The 21,783-nt window shown below is 58.4% G+C and carries 19 protein-coding genes and 1 tRNA gene; 6 read left to right on the forward strand and 14 right to left on the reverse strand.

The features are described from left to right. The 6 genes from X750_RS144120 to X750_RS144105 form a co-directional block, all read right to left on the reverse strand. Complete coding sequence (locus X750_RS144120) at positions 1 to 1,158, reverse strand: DUF3696 domain-containing protein (RefSeq protein WP_023748125.1); 1,158 nt, start codon at positions 1,156 to 1,158, stop codon at positions 1 to 3. Beyond that, complete coding sequence (locus X750_RS144115) at positions 1,151 to 2,308, reverse strand: DUF262 domain-containing protein (protein WP_023748126.1); 1,158 nt, start codon at positions 2,306 to 2,308, stop codon at positions 1,151 to 1,153. Before X750_RS144115 ends, X750_RS144120 begins: the two co-directional genes overlap by 8 nt. A 442-nt stretch (positions 2,309 to 2,750) precedes the next feature. Beyond that, positions 2,751 to 3,644, reverse strand: a complete 894-nt coding sequence (locus X750_RS0133335; RefSeq protein ID WP_023748127.1) for a GH25 family lysozyme — start codon at positions 3,642 to 3,644, stop codon at positions 2,751 to 2,753. A gap of 73 nt (positions 3,645 to 3,717) precedes the next feature. After that, complete coding sequence (locus X750_RS144110; protein ID WP_198021000.1) at positions 3,718 to 7,344, reverse strand: clostripain-related cysteine peptidase; 3,627 nt, start codon at positions 7,342 to 7,344, stop codon at positions 3,718 to 3,720. A gap of 682 nt (positions 7,345 to 8,026) precedes the next feature. Then, positions 8,027 to 8,350, reverse strand: coding sequence for a hypothetical protein (locus tag X750_RS1000000163820; protein WP_050588798.1), 324 nt, complete (start codon positions 8,348 to 8,350; stop codon positions 8,027 to 8,029). Between the two features lie 1,511 nt (positions 8,351 to 9,861). After that, positions 9,862 to 9,938 (reverse strand) — tRNA-Met (locus X750_RS144105). A gap of 236 nt (positions 9,939 to 10,174) precedes the next feature. On the opposite strand from X750_RS144105, the gene X750_RS144100 reads away from it, so the two are divergent. Beyond that, positions 10,175 to 11,134 carry a Gfo/Idh/MocA family oxidoreductase gene (locus X750_RS144100; protein ID WP_023748133.1) on the forward strand — a complete coding sequence of 320 codons (960 nt, stop codon included), beginning with the start codon at positions 10,175 to 10,177 and terminating at the stop codon, positions 11,132 to 11,134. 64 nt (positions 11,135 to 11,198) lie between these two features. Here X750_RS144100 and mnmA read toward each other — a convergent pair whose 3' ends face one another. Then, positions 11,199 to 12,389, reverse strand: a complete 1,191-nt coding sequence (gene mnmA / locus X750_RS144095; RefSeq protein WP_023748134.1) for a tRNA 2-thiouridine(34) synthase MnmA — start codon at positions 12,387 to 12,389, stop codon at positions 11,199 to 11,201. A gap of 257 nt (positions 12,390 to 12,646) precedes the next feature. Between mnmA and X750_RS144090 the strand changes: the two genes are divergently transcribed. Further along, on the forward strand, positions 12,647 to 12,922 hold the full coding sequence (locus tag X750_RS144090; RefSeq protein WP_013529904.1) for a DUF1153 domain-containing protein: 276 nt from the start codon (positions 12,647 to 12,649) through the stop codon (positions 12,920 to 12,922). Positions 12,923 to 12,986: 64 nt separating this feature from the next. Here X750_RS144090 and X750_RS144085 read toward each other — a convergent pair whose 3' ends face one another. Continuing rightward, positions 12,987 to 13,916, reverse strand: a complete 930-nt coding sequence (locus tag X750_RS144085; protein ID WP_023748135.1) for an NADP-dependent oxidoreductase — start codon at positions 13,914 to 13,916, stop codon at positions 12,987 to 12,989. A 92-nt stretch (positions 13,917 to 14,008) separates the two neighbouring features. Between X750_RS144085 and X750_RS144080 the strand changes: the two genes are divergently transcribed. After that, complete coding sequence (locus X750_RS144080; RefSeq protein ID WP_023705955.1) at positions 14,009 to 14,410, forward strand: helix-turn-helix domain-containing protein; 402 nt, start codon at positions 14,009 to 14,011, stop codon at positions 14,408 to 14,410. Positions 14,411 to 14,510: 100 nt separating this feature from the next. Here the strand turns inward: X750_RS144080 and X750_RS144075 are convergent, their stop codons facing one another. After that, the gene (locus tag X750_RS144075; RefSeq protein WP_023669945.1) at positions 14,511 to 14,888 is read right to left on the reverse strand and encodes a flagellar export protein FliJ; all 378 of its coding nucleotides are present in this window, start codon (positions 14,886 to 14,888) and stop codon (positions 14,511 to 14,513) included. Positions 14,889 to 15,337: 449 nt separating this feature from the next. On the opposite strand from X750_RS144075, the gene ctrA reads away from it, so the two are divergent. Then, positions 15,338 to 16,033: a cell cycle two-component system response regulator CtrA gene (gene ctrA, locus X750_RS144070; RefSeq protein ID WP_006203583.1), complete on the forward strand. Its 696-nt coding sequence runs from the start codon at positions 15,338 to 15,340 to the stop codon at positions 16,031 to 16,033. 86 nt (positions 16,034 to 16,119) lie between these two features. Here ctrA and X750_RS144065 read toward each other — a convergent pair whose 3' ends face one another. After that, positions 16,120 to 16,488 carry a response regulator gene (locus tag X750_RS144065; RefSeq protein WP_023669946.1) on the reverse strand — a complete coding sequence of 123 codons (369 nt, stop codon included), beginning with the start codon at positions 16,486 to 16,488 and terminating at the stop codon, positions 16,120 to 16,122. Positions 16,489 to 16,732: 244 nt separating this feature from the next. Further along, positions 16,733 to 17,362, reverse strand: coding sequence for a histidine phosphotransferase family protein (locus X750_RS144060; RefSeq protein ID WP_023669947.1), 630 nt, complete (start codon positions 17,360 to 17,362; stop codon positions 16,733 to 16,735). A gap of 390 nt (positions 17,363 to 17,752) precedes the next feature. Here X750_RS144060 and X750_RS144055 point away from each other — a divergent pair, with 390 nt between their 5' ends. Both X750_RS144055 and X750_RS144050 read left to right on the forward strand, forming a co-directional pair. Beyond that, a complete protein-coding gene (locus X750_RS144055) occupies positions 17,753 to 18,289 on the forward strand; it encodes an EipA family protein (protein WP_245259859.1) in 537 nt (178 codons plus the stop codon). Positions 18,290 to 18,444: 155 nt separating this feature from the next. Beyond that, the gene (locus X750_RS144050; RefSeq protein WP_023705954.1) at positions 18,445 to 19,605 is read left to right on the forward strand and encodes a hypothetical protein; all 1,161 of its coding nucleotides are present in this window, start codon (positions 18,445 to 18,447) and stop codon (positions 19,603 to 19,605) included. A gap of 37 nt (positions 19,606 to 19,642) precedes the next feature. On the opposite strand, the gene X750_RS144045 is transcribed toward X750_RS144050, so the two are convergent. From X750_RS144045 to X750_RS144035, 3 genes are all read right to left on the reverse strand, one after another. Continuing rightward, on the reverse strand, positions 19,643 to 20,437 hold the full coding sequence (locus X750_RS144045; RefSeq protein ID WP_023705953.1) for an RNA methyltransferase: 795 nt from the start codon (positions 20,435 to 20,437) through the stop codon (positions 19,643 to 19,645). 71 nt (positions 20,438 to 20,508) lie between these two features. Then, on the reverse strand, positions 20,509 to 20,847 hold the full coding sequence (locus X750_RS144040) for a metalloregulator ArsR/SmtB family transcription factor (protein WP_023669951.1): 339 nt from the start codon (positions 20,845 to 20,847) through the stop codon (positions 20,509 to 20,511). A gap of 153 nt (positions 20,848 to 21,000) precedes the next feature. Further along, a complete protein-coding gene (locus tag X750_RS144035; RefSeq protein WP_023705952.1) occupies positions 21,001 to 21,771 on the reverse strand; it encodes a HugZ family protein in 771 nt (256 codons plus the stop codon). Positions 21,772 to 21,783 lie beyond the last annotated feature (12 nt).

The raw sequence follows: 21,783 nt of genomic DNA on the forward strand, positions 1-21,783 counted from the left end.
TTAGTTAGCGCGGGGACGCACAAGCCCGGCAGCATTGCGCCGGTGTTGATCGAAAAAGCCTTCCGGCCACTCGGACAATCGCCCATCTGCGTCAACAGAAGGGCTGCGCCGCTCCGCCTTGCCACCATTCTGAAAAAGGTAATGGAAGCGGAGATCCTTCGGGGCAACAATCTGCCCACGAACCGAGAGCCTTGCGCCATCTAAGACATGGTCGCTGTGAGTCTCAATTATCACCTGCACACCTGCCGCGGCGGCTCGCGCGCATAACTCGCCCATCTTGGTTTGCCCGCGCGGGTGAAGGTGCGCCTCCGGGTTTTCTATCAGGACAAGTCCACCCTGAGGAGCCGAAAGGAGCGCTGCCAAAACCGGCAGAATATAGCTCAACCCGAAACCTACGTTCGTTGCCCGATACTCCGGAGACCGAAGCTCGCCTTCGCGGCCAAAAGAGAACGATCCAACTGCAAGATCAGCGTTAGGCACACCGGCAATTGCGAGGCGAACTCCAGGGCTGATCTCCGCCAGCCACGCATCAAGCTGGTCGCGGAGCCGATCACCTTCCGCTCCTTCGATGCGACGCGGATCGCCCGAGCTGAGTGTAATTCGATCTTGATGAACGAGCAGCGCGTCGAGCACATATTCGCCGTGCGCGCCGAGATTAAATGCCTGACCGCGCGATCCCTCAGTAGGCAACGCCTTACGCGGACCAAACCGTTCCGCGTTCAAATAGTTGAACTCGGCGAGCCGGCCTGCGCCTCCGACGCCTGAAAACAAAGCAAAACCGTCGAGCGCGAGCTGGGTAGCGTCTTTGCGGACCGAATCGTGAGTAGTCCACGCCGTGTCACCGGTTTCCCGCTCGACTTGAAATTCCAACCGAACGTCGCCCACAGCATCATCCTTGACGCCGATTGCGAACGCGTCATTCGTCGCCGAAGTAAATAGGACGTCACGACCTCGACCAAGATCAACATACTCGCCGCTGAACGAAATTCGGCTCGGCTGCAGCCCGGATTGAAGAGTCAACTGCCTAACAAGTAGCAATGACTGCATTATACTGCTCTTCCCACTTCCATTAAGTCCAGATAGAAGTGTGAGAGCAGCAAAAGGCAAATGCTCATCCTCGAAGCATTTAAAATTCTGAAGGTGAAGGCTGTCAATCAACGGCTTCCGCTCCCTCTAGGACCGCAGTCACAACTTGTGCAATAGCGTCGAATCGCTTGTGAACCCGCTGAACAGTGCCGGTGGAAGATGAGATCGATACATCAAAGAATCTGTCCGCACTCATGAGCTCGATAAAACCACTCCGCACGGCTTCACGGTTACGAATCAGAACTTCCCGCTCAGATTCATCGAGCTTCGCGAGATTAACACTCCAGGCCTCAAATAACGCCTTGCTCACCGGCTTACGATCATCGCTCTCGCGATAGCGCTTCCGAAAGGCGTCGTTGCCGAAGATCGCGCGCGCCGTTTCCATGGCCGCATAGAACTCTCGCTCAATTGCCGCCAAGCTATCGCTGTCCAGCGTATTGATACGGCGCATAGCTTCGCTGAGATATGCATCTAAGTCGTTGCGGTCATAAGGTTGTGACCCGTCGAGAAAGAACGCAATGAAACGCAGCACGCACTCCTGAGCATCCATTCGCTGGTCGCTCACACGTCCATCAGTCGCGATCTTGAATTGTTCGGAGGATGACAGACGCGCTAAAACCTCGCGAACTTGCCCCTTGTAAAGCGCGTTGCGGATCTCCTGACCGGTGAGTGGTAGGCCGCCTGTATTGAGGCGCCTAAATATATTGATCATGACCTCGTCAGGCGTGCCCGGCTGGATGATGTTGAGCACGAGGCTTGTCTCTTCAATCCGGCGCTGCATCGGCCTTGGCAATTTTGAAAAGGTTAGCCCCTCAAGCTGATGCAGGTATTCAAGGCCCAGCAGAGCAAATTGATCATTAACGAAATCGTGGATCGTGGTTAGCCGCTGCAATCCGTCAACCACCGACCACATATCGTCTTCTGTGGCAGCAACGTAGAATACGGGCAGTGGGATGCGCAGTAGCAATGACTCTATCAGCTGCCCTTTTTTAGAAGGCTTCCATAGCCGCGCCCGACGTTGAAAAGCCGGCGCTAGGTCAATTTCCTCGCGGCTAATTCGACGCATCAGCAAATCGATTGTGCGAGGTTCAGTTGTGACGCGAATCTTGCTTGGATCGAACGGGTGATCGAAGGCGATCGATGCGTCTTCTGGTTCATCCTCAACGCCCCGATCATGAGGATCTTCTGTTCCTTCCAGTTCCGACGGCGTAATTCCAGACAAAACGTCCCCCTGCCTTGCCCATGCATTTGGCTATCGGACCGATGAACTAGCATTGACCGCCGACCCGCGCAAATCGTTCGGCGCGACTATGGCCTGCCGTGTGGCGATCGGGGGGCGACGGTGAAGGGAGCTAAGGCGCTACGGCATGGACATTGGCTGATCTCGCTGGAAAAGTAGCACGCGCTGCCCCGCATTTGGTGCGTGCTTGCCGCTCAGGCGCTTATGGTTATCAGCGCAGTCCATTTGTGGCTGCGAATGAACCGCAAGAGCGGTGCCATCCTCGGCCGGCTAGCCACTTCTGAGCCTCATGCCCAACAAGCACTGGCTCGTTGAGCGCGCGCCCTTGAATCAGATCGCGTTGAAACTCCGGGTCGAAGGCGTCTGAGCCGAGCCCACAGGGGCAAGCCTACATCGACAGCGGGCGCTGCCTATGGTGGCTGACTCACTTTACAGGCGATCCGAAACGAGATCTGAAGTCCGCGACAGTTCCAACGAAGACGTTTGTATCTACATTGCCCGCCATTGCTCCCCCTAAAATCTTACCCTTATCTGTCAACTGCCAGAAATCCCATTGGTGGCCCTCGGGAAGAGATGGACTTTCTTTATTGAGACTACGGCTGCCGTAGTCGGCAATCCAGAGCGGATAGCCAGCAAGTGACTGGTCCGAGCCGATTCGCGCGACCCACCAATGCCGATTTGTATAGATAACGGGAGTTTTGCCAGTACGCTCCTTGACGCGCTCCAGCCAGCCCTTCGCAGCCGCAACAATATCGGAAGCCGGTACTGCGGCCCACCTGTCAATCGGCTTCCCATCTGAGCCTGTAACCACTCGTCCGCCGCTAATTTCAAAGTCCCATTCGAGGTCAAGACAGGGAGGAAGGTCCCATTTCTCTATCTTCCCGACTACTTTGAGAAAATTGTCCGCTTGGTCCTCTCCGGTGCCTGCGGCCGAAAGGAAGTGATAAGCCCCACGATAGATAGGCACTCCTTGGGCTTGCTGCCTTGCTAGCGCATTCCAGTTTGTAGCAAAGGTGCTATCATAATAGCGAGTACCTTGAGTGGCTTTTGCGAATGCGAAGGTAACATTCTGATCGACCATCTTATCCCAATCCACGGCGCCACTATAGTGAGATACGTCGATGCCCCATACATGTTCAGCGCTTGCGTCAGTGGGAAAGCGAAATCTGTAGCTAAAGGTCTTTGGTCCTGAATCGAGGTCGGCGGCATAGACTGCTAACTCCGAACGAGAAATATCCTCTTGGAGTGGCAATTCGTCGGCGTGGGCCTCCCCAACAGCGAGTATTTGCAAGCAAATCAGAAATAGCGATATTCTCATTCAATCTCTCCTTCTAAATAGCCGCGCGTTAGATAAAGAGCCTGCGTGTCACTAGCACGACTCTCCAAAGCGATCAGTCTTGACTATCGCCATATATGGCAACGGAGCCCCATTGGTCGGGAGAGGGGTATGCCTCCCTGGCAACAAGCTGCGCACGTCGCAACGCCTCCGGCACCTCCACACCACTAAAGAGCTGCGAATAAAACTCTTTGCTCATCAACGATCCTGCATCATCTTGGAGCCGCCAAAGGGACATCTGAAGCCAATCAGTGACCCCCAAAGTCAGCAAGCTTGGCGCATCATCAAGGAACGCTCCTTCAGACCGCACCGTCCCTGTGTCGCACCCAGCCAGCGTAATGAGCTGAAGGTGCGGCCAATCCTGCAGGTCACGAAGGGTAAGAATGTCCTCGGATTGACCATCAGCAGACGTCATCACCAAACCTGACTCAGCAGGTGCACTTGCCAGCGCAAAGCTATGGCTCACCACATGAAATATGTCGAAGTTCGATGTGCGAAGTTGAACTACCTTCTCGCGCGTTGCGTCAGCGCCTGTGAGTTCCGTCAGCTGTCCTGCGTTGCCTAATGCCTGTCTAATGAATGCTCCCTCCTTCGCCCCGTCAAAAAGTGGTGAATTAAATGGCCCGTCTTTCGTCGGTCTCACTGAATGCACCATGAGCATTTTTGCTTGTTTTGCGACGACACCCTTCGCCGTGTTAAGTTGTACTAGAGAAGGTAGGTACACCACCGCGAATTTATCAACGACATACCTGCCATCTCCAGTCAACATAGCGCTGAAAGGCAAATTTCGCGAAAATCCGTCCGGCACAACGTACAAGCGACTGCCATCGACGTTGCCCTGAAGGTCAGACCAGATCGGCGCCAAATATCTTGCATAGGCATACTTAACCTCCGGCATGCGCCCGGAATGATTGTCATCCATCGCCTCGAGTGCACTGAAATATGCAGATCGGATCAACCATCGATTTTGATTGCGATAGAGTATTGATACACGACCTGTCCACGCATTCTCGAAATAGACAAGCGTATTCGGCGCAACTGACCCGAATGAGTTAGCAGCGATTGCGAGGCTCAGCCGGCCACGGGCCTTTCTGAGTTTAGCGTTCTGATCGGCGCTATCGCCGGCTGCCTTTTCGGAAACACCGGGCGTCGCGATCAACTGCGTTTCGCCGCCGAACACGCCGGTCACGATCGACGTCTCGCCACCAAAAAGTTTAGATCGCTCAACAACTCTGAGCATCTCTATCGCGTCGCCCGCACCCTCCGCAGCCTCCATCCATTGGCAAAAAAACAAGTAGGCCGAGTTCTCGGGCTCTCCCTCGTCGCCGACTATCCCCGCATCAGGTGCGAATTGCTGGTACCCACCCAAGGCAGCTAAGCGATCTATCGCAGGAACATCGGCGAGCAAGAGCCTGTCAAAAGCCCGCGAGAAGGCCTGCATAGATGCAGCTGCGTCGCCTCGATGATACAGCCCTTCCGCCCGAAACCACTCCATTTGCCACTTGCGCAGTTCCGATCGGGAAGTCGACGCGGTCTCATCTCGTTCGGGATCCCAGTTGCCCACGTCGTCGATAGCGTCCTCGGGCCTACCGAGCAGAAAGGCGACGAGCGCGCTGTAGTATCGACATGTCTCCACCATCTGGCCTGCAGGTGTGCCGAGCGATACATTAGCGGTCCTCGTGACGATCTCTTCACATATCTTCTTGAACTTGGGCGCAGCGTCATCAGAAATCGGATTATCTGCTTTTACATCCTTGCCAAATTCGAGCCTAGCATTGAGCGATTTTTTTAAATCGGGCACGACAAGATTCATGTACGCCTGGGCAACGAAGAACTTCGACACAGTCCACTGGGACAAATTCGTCGCTGAATTCCGGTCAGCGATAGTGTCATATACCGTAAAGAACAAACTCGTGGCACCATATGACGGCAGAAGATCCGACAGCTTGCCAAATTGCCCTAACGACGCTTCAGATATGACCTCTGGCTGAAACATGCTTTCTAAACTACTCAATAGGTCTGGATCGGCATCCGCCACTGCATTAATGAACTTTAGAATAAAATCAGAATGGCTGGGGGAGTACGCGTCATTTTCGCAGACGTATCGAATAGTAGCATATAACAGAAGCGGCGGAATACGAGCCTGCCTGACGAGAGCCAGCCACGGGCCAACAGACTCCACTGACAAGGCGGAAGAGGTTGTATTTTGGCAATAATCATCAACCACAGCCATTAATGCTATCGTAACATCTAGTGTGTCTAGCTGCCCCAGAAGGCCCTCTTCAATAAGATCATCGAACCTTCTATATGCGATATCTTCGTCAATACCGCGATCTGTGCATATTTCAAACTTCGTTCCCCGGCGATCCCCGACCTCCACGACGTCCGACAGGGGCGCGTTTGGGTCTGGCGCGACCAATCCTATCTTGGCTTTCGCTGCCAACAGCCGGCGTAGTAAATTTGGCCATTCGCTAGTCTGCACAAATGTCGGGGGAGGCGGGGTTGCACCACGCCTGTAGGCATCACCCTCTGGGTCGCGCTCAATGACGTCTTCACTTGAAGGAAAATAGATAGATATTCCTGTAGGGAAGCCGACCTGATCGACACTATTGCGGTTTAGGAGTACAGCGTTGCGTGCCGTCTCCACCACAGACAAGGCTGCTGCGCGGGCTAGTCGAGATGTTGCAACTTTAGAGAATCGCTGCATCAGGGTCCCGAGATCAACTCCGTTTGGCCAAAACTCTTCTGGCTTATAAGCAAACGGCTTGATACCGGCAGCGACCCAAAGCAAGGGGCCATAGTCGGAATCCTTGAGTGCGCCGATCCAACGATCGAAATGTGACGTTAGGTCGGCAACCTTCGAGAGATCGATTACCGTGATGGTATACTTCTCTTCTCGAATAGCAGCGGAGCTGGACGTCGAGATAAACGCGGCGTAGGTTTTACCGATTAAGACTCCGAGCTCCTTTGCGCTCATTGTCGGAGTGTTCGTGAGCTCCTCCAGCACTGCACTATAGTCCCATCCGAAGCCTGGCTCGAGATCCTCGGACGCCACCCCGACGTCGGCTAAATCAGACAAGCCCGACCACACCTCGAGCATTGACATCAAGCATGCGTCAAAACCTATAAGGTTTAAGACTCGACCTTGACCTTTAAGGCGTTTGAGCTCACCCTCAATGTCACTTTGATAAAGCGTACTTCCGTGGGCATCGTCTTGTATAATAGATTTATAATGCTTAGAGCTCAGGTTATTGGCAATAGAAGCAGATTTGGCAGCGCGCCATCCCTGTCCATGACTCCAGACTATGATTGCTGTTCGTTCTGCAGGATAGTTGTCGTATGACCAGTCAATAAATTCTCTTAGAGTTCTCACGTCAGCGGAATCAGGATTGCCGTTTATAATATCAGATGATGCGCCGTATGGTTTTCCGCTTTCGAGTCTGTAACGCATAGTCCCCGGGTGAGCTGACAATCGAGGCCGTTTGACTTGCACAAGGATATTCACATCGCTTGTCGAGCCTACTTTGGCCATTTCCTCCAAGTCTGAGTCGGCATTCGATTCCAGATTATTGTCAGCTGCAAGGTATACTATAAAATTCCATTTGGCAGGCGCGGCGAAAGCCGCTTCGCAATACAATACGAGCGACATGAGTAGGAGGGCACGAACCGCTTCGCGAACCATGAGGAGCCCCATAAAACGACAGCACTTTCGTCTACAGCAGTGCTTTTAATCGTATCGAAGCTCACCGTACCCCAGTTGGGAGCTGATGTCGTGCATTGGTTTTCGCTGCGCGATGATTTGCGGGAGCCGTTGGCAGTGATTAAGCAACGGCTTCCACCGGCATAGTGGCTAGGCGCGCATTGCTTCCATGGAATTGCCGACTTGCTGGTTCTAGGCGCCGGCCTAATGATTTGCCAGTGCGACGACTACTGTTTGAGGAGGTCGGTGATTTTCGCCCTAAGTGCAACTAGCCGGCAGCGCCAATCTGAAGCCGTTTGTGTGTATCGACCATGTTTCTGGGCGTTGCTGTTACCTTTCGGTGCGCCTATTGACCTGCCGCCATGCATCCGGCAGCGGCCATTCTGCATCGTTCCAGACTTACAATGGGTTCCCCTGCGTGTCTGCGCACCGCAGCGGGGACTGAGATGCATTGCAAGTTTGCTTTGCATGGGGTTGTTCCTATAGTTCGTTCATGACCACCCCCATTTGGCGCCGCGTTCCCCACTACCGCTTGCCCGCCCGCATGAACATGTACATGCTCGACCAACACCTTTTGCTGGTTCTTGCCGCGCTGCCGATTAAACATCTCGACGAGGCTAGGAAACGCACGCAGCAGCTTATTCGCGTGGCCCAAATTTTCGTCTCACCCGATCAGCGTCTGGTTCGGCAGCATGGCGCGGCGGAAACACTCCATCACTGCGTTATGTGCAGCGATCATCTGCGACACCATCATGCCTTCAAGCTCATCGCGCGGCGCAATGCTCTCAAAGGCATCAAGGATGGCATTTAGCCGCTTAGCGCGATCCTCGCTGCTGCTATCGCCGTTCCATAGCGTCAGCAAGGTCTGCGCCGCGAGCATATCCGCCCAAGTGTCGGAAGGCGCGCCGGCCGAAGCCGAAGGTTTCAGTGCGACGGGTGAAACGTGGTTCGCCGAAGCGTCCTCAGTGGCTGAGCCGTTCTTGGCCATCCCAAATCTCCTAACTTCGTTTCTTAGATACTTTCGCTTCAACCAGGCGATAGGTTTCTGCCCAACAGGGCCAGACCCGGACTAGCGGAGCGTCGCCATGATTTTTCGCGCGAGATTTCCGTGTCCCTCGCAAAACCCTAGTCTGCTCCCGCCATTGGCGATGATGGGGCGGCGCGGAATCGCGGTCATGCTGTTGGGCGGTTGCGTACTGGCGACTGCGATGGTGACGCATATGACGCCAGCTCAAGTCAACACCGTGCCGCGCGTCCTTTAAGCACCTCTAGCGTCACATGCGTCATCAGCTTGTTCACCGATCATTCCCGTGCTGCTGGATTTCATCGGAACGGTCGACACGCAACCCATGAAAACCTCTGCCGGTTTTCTTCCGGAATTGCTGGAAACCGCGCGTTTCGAGGTTATGGGCGAACCGCTTTGTTGAACAGACGTTGGTTCAAATGAGCAAAGTCGCCGGTAAGGAACTACTTGCCGATTCCGCAGGCGAACGCATCGACAGGATCGACATGTTGCGAGGATAGCTTGGGGAGGCGATGAGTGACGACGCGGCGGTGTCGTCTCCGCTGATGCGACTGCCCGAATCGCAGCGGAAGACCTATAAGCACTTTTTCGAGTTGGTGTACGAGTGCTCGACTAACCGCGTCGCAGCAAAGGCTTTGATAGATCGCATCCTAATGCGGCTCGAATGAATTTGGTCGCCCGAAAACTTGCTTCTCGCCTCCAGAACCTAGCGCTTCTGGAGCGATGACCAAGACCATCACCCTGACCATGCCTCTGCATGAGATCGACCGCATTTTGGGGCCGCCGATAAGCACCTCGCCGCCGTCAAGGATCGCCTTGCCTACCCGCGGCTGGATAAGGCCATGAAGTCGCTAGATGCCAACCTGTCCGCGCACCTGCGCGCCGACGCCGAGAAGGATGCCTGAGCCACGGCACCTACAGAGTTACGCGGCGAGGCCCAAGGACGGCGTGCGGCGTGCGAACGCTACTGGTCCCTTAAAGCTTGGCCGAAAGCATCACAGAACAGGTGCCGACCCTGAGGGGTCCGTTTCATATCGCGATCGAGCGGTTCACTCGCTTCCTCACCGTCTGTGGTGTCGCACCGCACTTGCGGTAAAGATCATCCATGAGCACGTGCCGTGCCTTCTCGGCCTCTCGCTGGGAGACTCCACATATTGGCAGCAGGGTGATTGTGCTTGTGTCTGAACCCGTGCCCCTACCCCGCCCCCCCCGTTCCACTAGGGGGTGGGGGCACCCGCAAGCAGGCTGCGAGCCTCAAACTCAGGTGCCACCCTTTGGGTCGCCGGCCCACTGCTGACGTGCGATGTTCTTGGAATGCCTGTTTCGGGCGCAATGGCCGAACCTTGGCGCCCAACGCTTCCACACCCTACGGATGGCATTTTAAATGCCGTGGCAGTAGCCCATAGGTAGCCCTGCATCCCAACTCGGGGATGATTTTCGATTACGGCAAGGGAGTTTTAGTCATTAGAAACAAGTGGTAGCGGGAGAGGGACTTGAACCCCCGACCCCAGGATTATGATTCCCGTGCTCTAACCAACTGAGCTACCCCGCCAGGGCGGCGAAAGGCCCGAAATCCGCCTTAAATCGAAAGGCATTTCGAGGCGTTCGCCAAGGTCGCGCGGATATAAGGTTGGGAGGGCGAGCCTGTCAAGCATCGATGCGCGAGGGGCGCCGGCATATTGTGGCCGGTAAAAGCGCTGCCGGGCTGGCATCTCCGGTAAGCCACCGGGGTTGAGTTCGACGGGGCACGCCGCTATGTCTCGGCCAAGAAATTAGAGTTTGAAGCTGATGAAGCCGCGCATTGCAGTCCTCGGTTGCGGATACTGGGGAAGCAACCACATCCGCACCCTCAAGGCGCTCGGCGCGCTGCATGCGGTTTCCGATGCCAATCGGGCGCGGGCCGAAGGCTTTGCCAGCGAGCAGGATTGCCTGGCGATCGAGCCCGACCAGCTGTTCGTGCGTGATGATATCGACGCCATCGTCATGGCGCTGCCGCCGCAATTCCATGCCGATCTTGCCGTGCGCGCCGCTGAGGCCGGCAAGGACGTGCTGGTGGAAAAGCCGATTGCGTTGACCGTGCCCGACGCCGAGCGCGCCGTGCAGGCGGCCAGGGACAATGGCCGCGTGTTCATGGTCGGCCATGTCTTGCGCTTCCATCCCGCCTTCGAGACGCTGAAGGCGCTGATCGAGAATGGCGAGCTCGGCGAGGTCCGCTACATCCACTCGCACCGGCTCGGCCTCGGCAAATTCCACACCGAGAACGACGCACTGTGGGATCTGGCGCCGCACGATTTGTCGATGATCCTGGCCATCACCGGCACCGAGCCGATCGAGGTCAGGGGCGAGGGGGCGGCACTCCTCGACAGTCTCAGCGATTTCGCGCATCTGCACATGCGTTTTCCCAACGGGCTGCGCAGCCATCTCTTCACCTCGCGGCTCAACCCTTATCGCGAGCGGCGGCTGACCGTGGTTGGCACCAAGGCAATGGCGGTGTTCGACGATGTCGAGCCATGGGAGCGCAAGCTGGCCGTCTACCGCCACGCGGTGTGGCAGGACAGCGGCCAGTGGGCCTTCACCACCAACGAGCCGTCCTATGTCGCGGTCGGCCAGGGGATGCCGCTGACGCGCGAGCTCGAGCACTTCATCCAGTGTATCGAGACCCGGGCCGAGCCGCGCACCAGCGGCGAGGAAGCCATCAGGGTGCTGCGCATCCTGACGGCGGGTACAGTCACGCACACAAAGTCCTGAGACCGTTTCGAAACCCTGCTCTGAAGGCAGACGGAAACTAAAACTGTCTCCGAGAGGGTAGTGTTTACTCTGCGGGAATCTGCGCCGGCCTGGCTGCGAGCCGGCTGAGCATGGCTTCGGCCTCGGCGCCGCGCTCGAAGCGCTCGATGAAGCCGCCGCCGAAGACGCGGGCTTCGTTGCCGTCGTCGGAATAGAGCACGCAGGCCTGTCCCGGCGCGATGCCGGACTCGCCGTCGACCAGTTCGACAAAGGTGCTGCCGGCGCGGTGATGCAGCACGGCCGGGCGCGGCGGCCGCGTCGAGCGCACCTTGGCGAACAGCTCCATGCCGGCGACCGGAATGTCGGACAGCGCGCGATCGCCCAGCCAGTTCATGTTGCGCAGATAGATCTTGTGCGTCTCCAGCGCCTCCCGCGGGCCGACGATGACACGGGCCCGGTCGGCGTCGAGATGGACGACGTAAAGCGGCTCGCCCGAGGCGATGCCGATGCCGCGGCGCTGGCCGATCGTATAGCGCAGGATGCCGTCATGGCGACCGAGCACGCGGCCGTCGATATGGACGATGTCGCCTGGGTTGGCGGCAGATGGCTTCAGCTTGGCGATGATGTCGGAATATTTGCCCTGCGGCACGAAGCAGATGTCCTGACTGTCCTGCTTGGCGGCAACGGTCAGCCCCATTTCTTCGGCGATGGCCCGCACCGCAGGCTTTGACAACCCACCCAGCGGAAAGCGCAGATAGTCGATCTGCGCTTGCGTGGTGGCAAACAGGAAATAGCTCTGGTCGCGGTCGGCATCGACGGGCCGGAATAGCGCGCGGTGGGCGCCATTGGCCCCGGAGCGGATATAGTGGCCGGTGGCGAGCGCATCGGCGCCAAGGTCCTTGGCGGTGGCCAAAAGGTCGGCGAACTTCACCGTCTGATTGCAAGAGACGCACGGAATGGGCGTTTCGCCGGCGACATAGCTCTCGGCGAACGGGTCGATGACCGCCTTGCGGAAGCGCTCCTCATAGTCGAGCACGTAATGCGGAATGCCCAGTGTCTCGGAAACGCGGCGGGCATCGTCAATGTCCTGGCCGGCGCAGCACGACCCGGCCCGGTGCGTTGCGGCGCCATGGTCGTAGAGCTGCAGCGTGACGCCGACGACATCATAGCCTTCGCGCTTCAAAAGGCCGGCAACGACAGACGAATCCACACCGCCCGACATGGCGACGACGATGCGGGTGTTTTGCGGGCTGGCGGGAAGGTCGAGGCTGTTCATGGTTCTTTCGTTCTGCGCGGCGCTTCAATGGCAGTGGCGCGAATATAGGTCAACCACACCGGTGGCGCCAGCTTTGCGGCGATGCCGATTTTGCGGGAGAATCGCGCGTCTGCCCGCAGTTGCCTCAAATGCCGATAAAAAGACTAACGCGGCGTTCATGATCCTTACCTACTCATTAGGGTTCGCTTAGGCAATTTTTAAAGCTGTGGCGGTAATGTGGTGGGGATTGGGTCTTTGAGTTTTTAGTAGAGAGTACGATGACCGATCTTGTTAGACCGCGAGTCAAATATGTTATCGGGCCTGACGGCAGCCCTCTTACGATTGCCGATCTTCCGCCGACGAATACACGTCGCTGGGTTATCCGGCGCAAGGCGGAAGTGGTTGCTGCGGTGCGCGGCGGGCTTTTGAGCCTCGACGAGGCATGCCAGCGCTACAAGCTGACCACCGAGGAATTCCTGTCCTGGCAAGCGTCGATCGACGAATACGGCCTTGCCGGGCTGCGCACGACGCGCATCCAGCAATACCGGCACTAGAGCCAGGACCACAACAGAAAAGGGCGCGGTAACCGCGCCCTTTTGCCTGTCGGTAATGCCTGCTTCAGACCGCCAGCACCACCTTGCCGATCGGCCTAGTGGCGAGAAAAGCGTGCGCGGCGCCCGCCTGTTCGAGCGGAAACGCCTTTGCCACATGGACCGCAAGCTTTCCCGCATCGACCAGTTTGCCAAGTTCGACGAGGCCTTCACGGTCGGGCACGACGGACATGCGCTCGACGCGGATCCCACGCGCAGCAGCCTTGGCTCGGGTGGTGTCGTGGACATTGAGCAGCGACACCAGGACCCCACCGTCCTTCAGGACTGTCAGCGATTGGTCGGCATGGTCGCCGCCCATCGGCTCCAGCACCAGGTCGACGTCGCTGACCTCGGCGGTGAAATCTCGCTTGGTGTAGTCGACCACTTCATCGGCGCCGAGCGAGCGGACGAAATCGAGTTTCTTCGGGCTGGCGGTGGCGATGACACAAGCGCCGTGCGCCTTGGCGATCTGCACCGCCAGATGCCCGACGCCGCCGGCCGCGGCATGGATCAACACGCGCTGGCCGCGCTTCAGGCCGCCATGGCGGACAAGGCCTTGCCAGGCGGTCAGGCCGGCCAGCGGCAGCGCGCTGGCATGATTGTGGTCGATGCCTTGGGGCTTCGGTGCGATTTCATCGGCCGGCGCCACAGCGAGTTCCGCATAGGCCGCGGCCTGCTTGGGAAAATGCGGCATGCCGAACACGGCGTCACCGACCTTGAGGCCGCCATCGACGCCTGGGCCCACCGCCTCGACCGTGCCTGAAATATCCCAGCCCAAACTGAAGGGCGGTTCGCCCAGCAAAGGATAGTAACCGGCGCGCACCGAGCCATCGACCGGATTGATGCCGGCGGCATGCACGCGCACGAGCACTTCGCCTGACTTGGGCGAGGGCGCGGGGCGATCGGCGATGACGAGGACGTCGGGCCCGCCGACGGAATTCTGGATAACGGCACGCATGGGAGGCTCCTGCTGGGGTTTTCTGAGCCACTATCATTTCGATAGTAACATTCCCTTGTCCAGTATGTACCTTTTCCATATATAGGCACCTCATGGATAGTGATAATGATTGCGGCTCCGGCTATGACGCCTTCCAGCGGACGTGTCCTTCGCACGCCGTGCTCGAGATGCTGGCCAGCAAATGGATCTATCTGACGGTTTGTGCGCTGCGCCGTGGCCGGATGCGCAATGGGGAACTGGCGCGCAAGCTCGAAGGCATCACGCCCAAAATGCTGACGCAGACGCTGCGCGTCCTCGAGCGCGACGGTCTGGTGCGGCGCGAAATCTTTCCGGTGATCCCGCCGCGGGTCGAATATGAATTGACCGAACTTGGCCAGAACCTGGCGGGGCTGCTCACCCAGATACGCTCCTGGTCGGAAGAGCATGTGCCTGACATCAAGCAAGCGCGGGCGAGGGCGGCGGCGAACCAGGACGGGGATTTGACACGGGCCTGAAGCTGCGGCCGCCTTGCGGCCAAGTCAGCAGCGCTGGAGCCTTTTGGTCCGGAGCAAGAAGATCGGCGTCAGGCGGCGCCGGTCGGCTCAAACTCTGCCGTCAGCCGATCATGGCGCTGCGACCGCCGAGTTCCGCGTCGCGGATCTTGGTGTCGCGCGATTCCAGCATCTCGGCCTTGGAAAGCTCCGCTTCAGCTTCGCCGAGTAATGATTCGGCAGCGCTTCGCTGCTGGGCGAGGTCGCTTTGAGAGTTTCTGAGGTTATCACGGCGCAGACGCGCCGCCTTGGCGAAGGTCGGATAGGCAAAATGATTGATGTCCGTGATGCCGGCCTTCTTCTCCTCGGCGGTGATCTGAAGCTCCAGTTCAACGGCCATGCGCTCGAACTCGGCGATCATCATGTCGAGCTGCAGCAGCTGCCGCCGCTTCTCATTCACCTGAAATTGCTTCAGCCGAACGAGGTTTTCACGTGACTTCATGATTCGGTACTCCCGGAAACGCACACCTGCACATATCGTCCAATCCGCCCGCCAGGGCCTGGCGCCGCCCGTATCCACCGGCATTCCCCGAACTATGGGAAACAAATCCCTAAAGTTTTTTGCCGGCGGTAACCATTCGTTTACGCGCATTGTTAATCATAAGGGCGAGGACTTAAGGCCGGGTAAAAATTCCGGCTCCCGATACGGAAGCCGGCCAGCGAGTCCCTTGAGTCACTTAGTCCGACTTATTAATGTGTTGCATTAGCGATTTGGTTCTGTGATTCATCATTAGATTCAAGAGGGTGTAGAAAGGGGTTAAAAAATCTGGTACCGTCCTTGGTGCGGAATTAGGTTTTGTTAACCATTCGATGGCAGCCTCTGTTCAGGCAATCACTGCTCCGGTCCCGGATGGGTCGTGACATGGTCCGGCGGCAGAAAAGGGGAATGAAATGCGCGTTCTGCTGATAGAAGACGACAGTGCAACCGCTCAGAGCATCGAGCTGATGCTCAAATCTGAAAGTTTTAATGTTTACACGACCGACCTCGGCGAAGAAGGTGTCGATCTCGGTAAACTTTATGATTACGATATCATTCTTCTCGACCTCAACCTTCCCGATATGTCCGGCTACGAAGTCTTGCGGACACTTCGCCTGTCCAAGGTGAAGACGCCGATCCTGATCCTGTCCGGCATGGCCGGTATAGAGGACAAGGTGCGCGGCCTGGGCTTCGGCGCCGACGACTATATGACCAAGCCGTTCCACAAGGACGAACTGGTCGCCCGCATTCATGCCATCGTGCGCCGTTCCAAGGGCCATGCCCAGTCGGTCATCACCACCGGCGACCTGGTGGTCAATCTCGACGCCAAGACCGTCGAAGTCGGCGGCCAGCGCGTGCATCTGACCGGCAAGGAATACCAGATGCTGGAGTTGCTCTCGCTGCGCAAGGGCACCACGCTGACCAAGGAAATGTTCCTCAACCACCTTTATGGCGGCATGGACGAACCGGAACTGAAGATCATCGACGTTTTCATTTGCAAGCTGCGCAAGAAGCTCGACGCAGCATCCGGTGGCCAGAACTACATCGAGACGGTCTGGGGTCGCGGCTATGTGCTGCGCGAGCCGGAAGACATCCGCGTCAGCGCCTGAGCGAACATCATCCAATTGAATCAATGCAAAAAACCCGGCTCAGGCCGGGTTTTTTGCTGTCCTTTTGTGGCCGAAAACGAGCCGAATCAGGCGGCAACCTTCAAGGTACGAAAACGTTCGAGCAGTTGCGGCCGGTTGAACGGCTTCAACAGATAACCCTGGGCGCCGGCGCGCTTTGCCTTCATGATCGAGGCAACATCGACCTCGACCAGCGAGATCAGAATCTGCGGTTTGATCGTGCTCTCCATGGCGCGAACCTGGCGAATGACGTCGACCGCTTGCATGTCCGGCAGGGCGCCGTCGACGACAATCACATCAGGCATCTCGGCAGCGCACATCTCAACAGCATCAAGTCCAGTTGCCGCTTCGATCACCACCATGTCGGAGCCGCCAAGAATCCGTTTTGCAACCTTTCTGATGACGCTCGAATCGTCGACAAACATGCAGCGCTTCATTTCCGGGTCCTCTTTGCCATGGGGCGAACCGGCGGCATCCGGGTATCGGGATGCACACTAGGCCGATCTGGTAAAGAAGCAGAAAAGCCGTTAGGTAAAGTTTTTACAAACATGTCGTCTGCAGCCCCATTCGGCAGGGGCATTGCCGGCAATGAAACTTTCCTGTTCTGAATTGCCGCAAATATCAGCGGGAAAAGATACTTGATTGTTCTTGATGCTCGGACGTCCTGCCGAACGGCTTCGCTCAAGCCGCGGACAGCACGATCTCTTCGGCGGTCGCATGAATCGAGATCGTCATGTTGGCCTCACGCGCCAGCAGCAGCGTGTAGTAGGGCTGGACGGTATGGGCGTCGATAGGCTCCTCGGGCTTGTTGCCGGAATGGAGCTCGAGGAATTTCGGCGGCACGCGCAGCATCGGGCCGCTTGCGGCAAGCGCAAAGCGCGGCTCGGTGTCGAGGTTTTCCAGCGTGACCACCAATCTGCCACCGCGCGGGATGGCAGCATTGGCGACGAGCAGCAAATTGAGCAGCAGCTTGACCTTGTTCTTGGGCAGCAGGGCGCGAACCCCGTTCCAGATCAATTCCGGCTTCTCGTTCTTCAGGAAGGCGATGGCGACGGACTCGGCATCGCCGGTGTCGATCATCATGCCGGCCGAACCGGCGGCGCCGAAGGCGATGCGGGCGAATTGCAGGCGGGCCGAAGCGTTTCTGGCGCTCTGCCGGATCAGTTTCATGGCGTCTTCGTCGGCGCCGCCCTCGTCCAGGAGTTCAAGGCCGTTGTTGATGGCGCCGACCGGCGAAATGATGTCGTGGCAGACTCGGCTGCACAACAAGGCTGCGAGATCGGGTGCGGAGAGAGAGAAAAGCTCAGCCATCGGCGAAAAATCCCTGCTAAAATTCACATCCTGGTGGCCGCGCGGCCGACAGCCACGCTCACCACCCGAATCACGCTCTCTCCCCCAGGCATACTGAATACACAGCGCCCGAGCGTGCAGCAACAATCCACAATTCTTGTGAGAAAAACGGCATCTTTGCACAGGGTGGGAGCCCGTGCAGACAGTCAGAAACAGCCTTCGAACCGCCATGTTCATGTGGGAGGTTAATGGTTGAAAAAGGATTACGGCATAGTTTGCCCGTAACAGTCATCCTTAACGGTCGCCTAAAGAGCCGGACGGGGTGCGAGGCGTCGGCGAAAGTGCTCCCTGACGGAGATTGGAAGCATGGTTTCCCGATTCTACGACCGGACGTTTGTCCGCGTCTTCTTCATGGCGATTGCCCTGATGGGCGCTCTCGCATTCTCAACCTCTGCGTCGCGGGCACAGGAATACACCGCTCAGGAGATCGTCGATTCCGGTCACAAGTTCTTCGGCGCGACGTCGGGCGGTCTCGCAACCGTCGTCGAGAAGATTTTTGCCTCCTACGGCCTGCCCAATGGCTATCTGCTCGGCGAAGAGGGATCCGGCGCGCTGATCGGGGGCCTGACCTATGGCGAAGGTACGCTCTACACCAAGAATGCCGGCGACCATAAGGTGTTCTGGCAAGGGCCTTCGCTCGGTTGGGATTTCGGCGGCGAGGGATCGCGGGTGATGATGCTCGTCTATAACCTCGACGACGTCAGCAATCTCTACAATCGGTTCGGCGGCGTTGCCGGTTCGGCCTATGTCGTGGCCGGCGTCGGCTTCAACGTGCTGCAGAACAACAGGGTGCTGCTGGTGCCGATCCGCACCGGCGTCGGCGCGCGGCTTGGCGTCAATCTCGGCTATCTGAAGCTGACGCAGAGGCCGACCTGGAATCCCTTCTGAGCGATTCCGACCACACTTCGACCCGATCAACAGATTCTGACCCGGTGCAGCTGCGGCAAACCCTTGCCGCAGCGCTGGATTTGCGTCATGCGAACATGGCAAAGTCCAGACTTGGCGGTTGCCGGATAGCGGCCCGCCCGTAACGGGTAGTCACCTTGGTTCAGTCGATCCTGTTCTTCGCCCTCGGCTTTCTGTGCGCAGGCTTTCTGGCGCTGCTGGTCGCGCCGGCCATCTGGCGGCGGGCGGTTGTGCTGACACGCAAGCGTGTCGAGGCGTCGGTGCCGCGAACGCTGGCCGAGATCCAGGCCGACAAGGACAGCTTGCGGGCCGAGTTCGCCATGACGACGCGCCGGCTCGAAATCAGCATCAAGACGCTGCGTGAGCAGGCGAATGAGCAACTCGTCGAAATCAATCGCGGCCGCGAGGCGCTGAAGGGCCTGGCGGTCGAGCGCAAGGACAAGAAGCAGGCGCTTTCGGAGCTCGGGGAAAAAAACGAATTGCTGCTGCATCGCGAGCAGCAGATACAACAGCTGTCTGACAGGCTTGCACAAACAGAGCGCATGATGGAAAAGCGCGCGCTCGAGCTGGAAAAGCTCGAACATATGTACGACGACGCGTCCTTCTCCTCCAGCAATCGTCAGATCGAACTGGTGGCGCGCGAATCCGAGCTGGAAAAACTTGCCAACGACATTTCAGTGCTGCGCGGCCAGCGCAAGGAGGCCGACAGGCGCCATCAGGAAGTCGTCGCCGAGGCCAAGGCCACGCGCGATGCCTTGAAGGCCGAAAAGAAAAGAACCGCCGACCTCGACAGAAAGCTCGAGCGTCTGCTCGCCACGCTTGCCGATCGCGAGGACAAGCTCGATCGCCGCGAAAAGGAACTGGCCCGGCTTCGCGAACGGGTGAAGGGCGAGGCTGCGGGAGCCGCCGCGGCTGCTGGCCTGGTTGGTGCGCAAGACAGTGCCCGCGCCAGGAACGAGGACATCGACAAGACGCTCGCCAAGCTCGAAGGCGACCGAGAGCGGCTCGAAGCCAGGCTGACGACGCTGGCCCGCGAAAACAAGCGGATGAAGGCGGAGCTTGGCGGTTCTGGATCCGCGAAGCCCGGGAATGGCCCCGGCAATGGCAATGATACCGGTTCTGCCTTGCGCGAACAGATGAACAATCTGGCGGCTGAGGTCGTCCATTTGACGGCCAAGCTCGAAGGACCGGATTCACCGATCGCCAAGGCGCTGGCGGCGCCGCAGGAAACGCGGTCAGGAACCACCAGCCTCGCCGATCGCGTCCGGGCGTTGCAGAAGGCAGATTTGCCGAGCTGAGTTTCAAGCCCGGCTTGAAATTGCCTGACTACGCCTATCAGGGCGAAAAATGGTGCAGCGCAATGGCTGACGCGGCAGCAACATTCAGGCTGTCGAACCCTTCCGACATCGCGATCCGCACCGTCCGCAGGCGGGCAAGCAGGCTCTCCGGGAGGCCCTCGCCTTCGGTGCCGAGATAGAGCGCCAGTCGTTTCGGTCGCGCGGCATCGCGAATGTCAGCCTCACCACGCGGCGACAAAGCGACCTGGCCGAAGCCCAACTCGCCGAGCTTCGCGATGAAAGCTTCAGTGTCGCCGAAGGACGCAAAGGGCACCTTCAACGCGGCGCCGACGGAGACGCGGATCGCCTTGCGATACAGTGGGTCGCAACAGGTGGCGTCGACGAAGACGGCATCGGCGCCGAAGGCGGCGGCATTGCGGAAGATCGATCCGATATTGTCATGGTTGGCGATGCCGATGAGAACGACGATCAACGCTTCGGCAGGCAAGGTGTCGAGCAAGGCCTCGGCGGGCTGTGGCGTGCCCTTGCTGCAGATCGCCATTATACCGCGATGCATGTGGAAGCCGGCGATCCTGTCCATGACGGCGCTTGCCGCAACGTAGACCGGCAGGTCGGCAGGGGCCTTGCGCAGTATGTCGTGGAGCCCGGCCAGGCGGTTTTCGAGAACCAGGACCGACTCCGCAGCAAAGCGTCCGGCTGACAGCAGGACGTCCAGCACCACCTTGCCTTCGGCAACGAACCGGCCATGGCGGCCGGTGAGATCGCGCTCGCGGATGTCGAGATAGGCGGCGACCCGCGGATCGCGCGCGTCGTCGATCTGGATCGGATCCATCAATACCTCGGCCGGCGAAAAATCGTCAGCGAGGTAAGGAGCGATCGGAGCCGCCAGTCAAGCCCTGCAGGTCAAGTCCCGGCGCGGCGCAGACGCGTTGCCATTTGGGACAAGTCGCCTATCCCGAAAATGCCGTCCAGCATGCGCAACAGTTCGCGCACGGCTTCGGACTTGCAGGAATAGTAGATCATCTGCCGGTCGCGGCGGGTCTCGACAAGATCGAGCGCCCTGAGCTTGGCCAGATGTTGCGACAAAGCGGACTGGCTGAGCATCACCTTTTCGGCGATGGCGCCGACCGACATTTCACCGTCGGCCAGATAGCTCATGATCAAGAGCCGCTTTTCGTTGCCCATAAGGGTCAGAAATGTCGCCGCCGATTCGGCATTGGCGATTAGTTTGGTCGAGACCATCGATGCCCCATGTTTTCCTGCTCATCCAAACGCTATGGGGGCAAATAGCGTTGGCTGCTATAATTCAGCTATGGATCACGCTGCTGATTCAGCGTCGCCTGAATCGTAGATCATTTCGCCCAAATCTCAAGACGTGCTTTTGATTCATGACGATTATCCTTGCGTAGCTGGCGCACGACCGGCTTTGGCCATGTCGACCAGAACCGGCCGCAGGTCGCGCGCGGTCTTCAATGGCTGCGGAAAATAGACCCTGCAAACGGTGTCGCCCGATGCCAGGTCCATGCCATCGGCATCGAAGCCGGTCATGGTCCAACCATCACCTTCAACCCTGGCGAAATGATGGGCATAGACGGCGATGGCGTCGAGATGGTCGGCATTCATGTGGTCGAGAGCGGATTGTTCGCTGGCGGCCAGCTCGTCGACGATCAACCCCTCGGTGATGAGATCGGCACGGTCGAGCAGGTAGGCCTTGCCGAAGCCGCCATTCAGCCTGGCGCGCTCCGGCTCGAGGCGAAAGATCGAGAAATCGCCGAGCCCGGCATAGAGCTTTGCCTTGGGATTGCGGTTGAGATAGCGCCGCTCGGCGCGGGCATGCGCGCTCGACCCGCGTTCCAGCGGCTGCGCCCGGCAGACCAGCGTTATCCTGGGATGCGCCAGCGGATCGCCCTTGCCGGGTTCGCCGACAAGCAGCGAGCAGCGCGGCTCGGCAAGGATGGCGCCGGTATGGGCTGACAGCGCCGAGACAAGGATCAGAGGCGTGCCATCGATGTCGGTGGCGACTCCGACCCTGGAGGCCAGCGGTGCGCCGGTCGACGGCTCGATCACCGCGAAGGCGCCGAACCGGGCGCTGCGGATCAGCGTTGCGGCCAGCCTGATCGCCTCGGCGTCCGTCGCGCGTATGACGTCCTTCTTCGGCTGGTCCAAAATGCTCACCAG

The organism is Mesorhizobium sp. LNJC391B00, from assembly GCF_000502535.1.
GTDB lineage: Bacteria > Pseudomonadota > Alphaproteobacteria > Rhizobiales > Rhizobiaceae > Mesorhizobium.

Coding starts and splice junctions, on each gene's coding strand:
- X750_RS0133335 (WP_023748127.1), bottom strand. CDS start 3,644: ATGAGAATATCGCTATTTCTGATTTGCTTGCAAATACTCGCTGTTGGG.
- X750_RS144110 (WP_198021000.1), bottom strand. CDS start 7,344: ATGGTTCGCGAAGCGGTTCGTGCCCTCCTACTCATGTCGCTCGTATTG.
- X750_RS1000000163820 (WP_050588798.1), bottom strand. CDS start 8,350: ATGGCCAAGAACGGCTCAGCCACTGAGGACGCTTCGGCGAACCACGTT.
- X750_RS144100 (WP_023748133.1), top strand. CDS start 10,175: ATGAAGCCGCGCATTGCAGTCCTCGGTTGCGGATACTGGGGAAGCAAC.
- mnmA (WP_023748134.1), bottom strand. CDS start 12,389: ATGAACAGCCTCGACCTTCCCGCCAGCCCGCAAAACACCCGCATCGTC.
- X750_RS144090 (WP_013529904.1), top strand. CDS start 12,647: ATGACCGATCTTGTTAGACCGCGAGTCAAATATGTTATCGGGCCTGAC.
- X750_RS144085 (WP_023748135.1), bottom strand. CDS start 13,916: ATGCGTGCCGTTATCCAGAATTCCGTCGGCGGGCCCGACGTCCTCGTC.
- X750_RS144080 (WP_023705955.1), top strand. CDS start 14,009: ATGGATAGTGATAATGATTGCGGCTCCGGCTATGACGCCTTCCAGCGG.
- X750_RS144075 (WP_023669945.1), bottom strand. CDS start 14,888: ATGAAGTCACGTGAAAACCTCGTTCGGCTGAAGCAATTTCAGGTGAAT.
- ctrA (WP_006203583.1), top strand. CDS start 15,338: ATGCGCGTTCTGCTGATAGAAGACGACAGTGCAACCGCTCAGAGCATC.
- X750_RS144065 (WP_023669946.1), bottom strand. CDS start 16,488: ATGAAGCGCTGCATGTTTGTCGACGATTCGAGCGTCATCAGAAAGGTT.
- X750_RS144060 (WP_023669947.1), bottom strand. CDS start 17,362: ATGGCTGAGCTTTTCTCTCTCTCCGCACCCGATCTCGCAGCCTTGTTG.
- X750_RS144055 (WP_245259859.1), top strand. CDS start 17,753: ATGGCGATTGCCCTGATGGGCGCTCTCGCATTCTCAACCTCTGCGTCG.
- X750_RS144045 (WP_023705953.1), bottom strand. CDS start 20,437: ATGGATCCGATCCAGATCGACGACGCGCGCGATCCGCGGGTCGCCGCC.
- X750_RS144040 (WP_023669951.1), bottom strand. CDS start 20,847: ATGGTCTCGACCAAACTAATCGCCAATGCCGAATCGGCGGCGACATTT.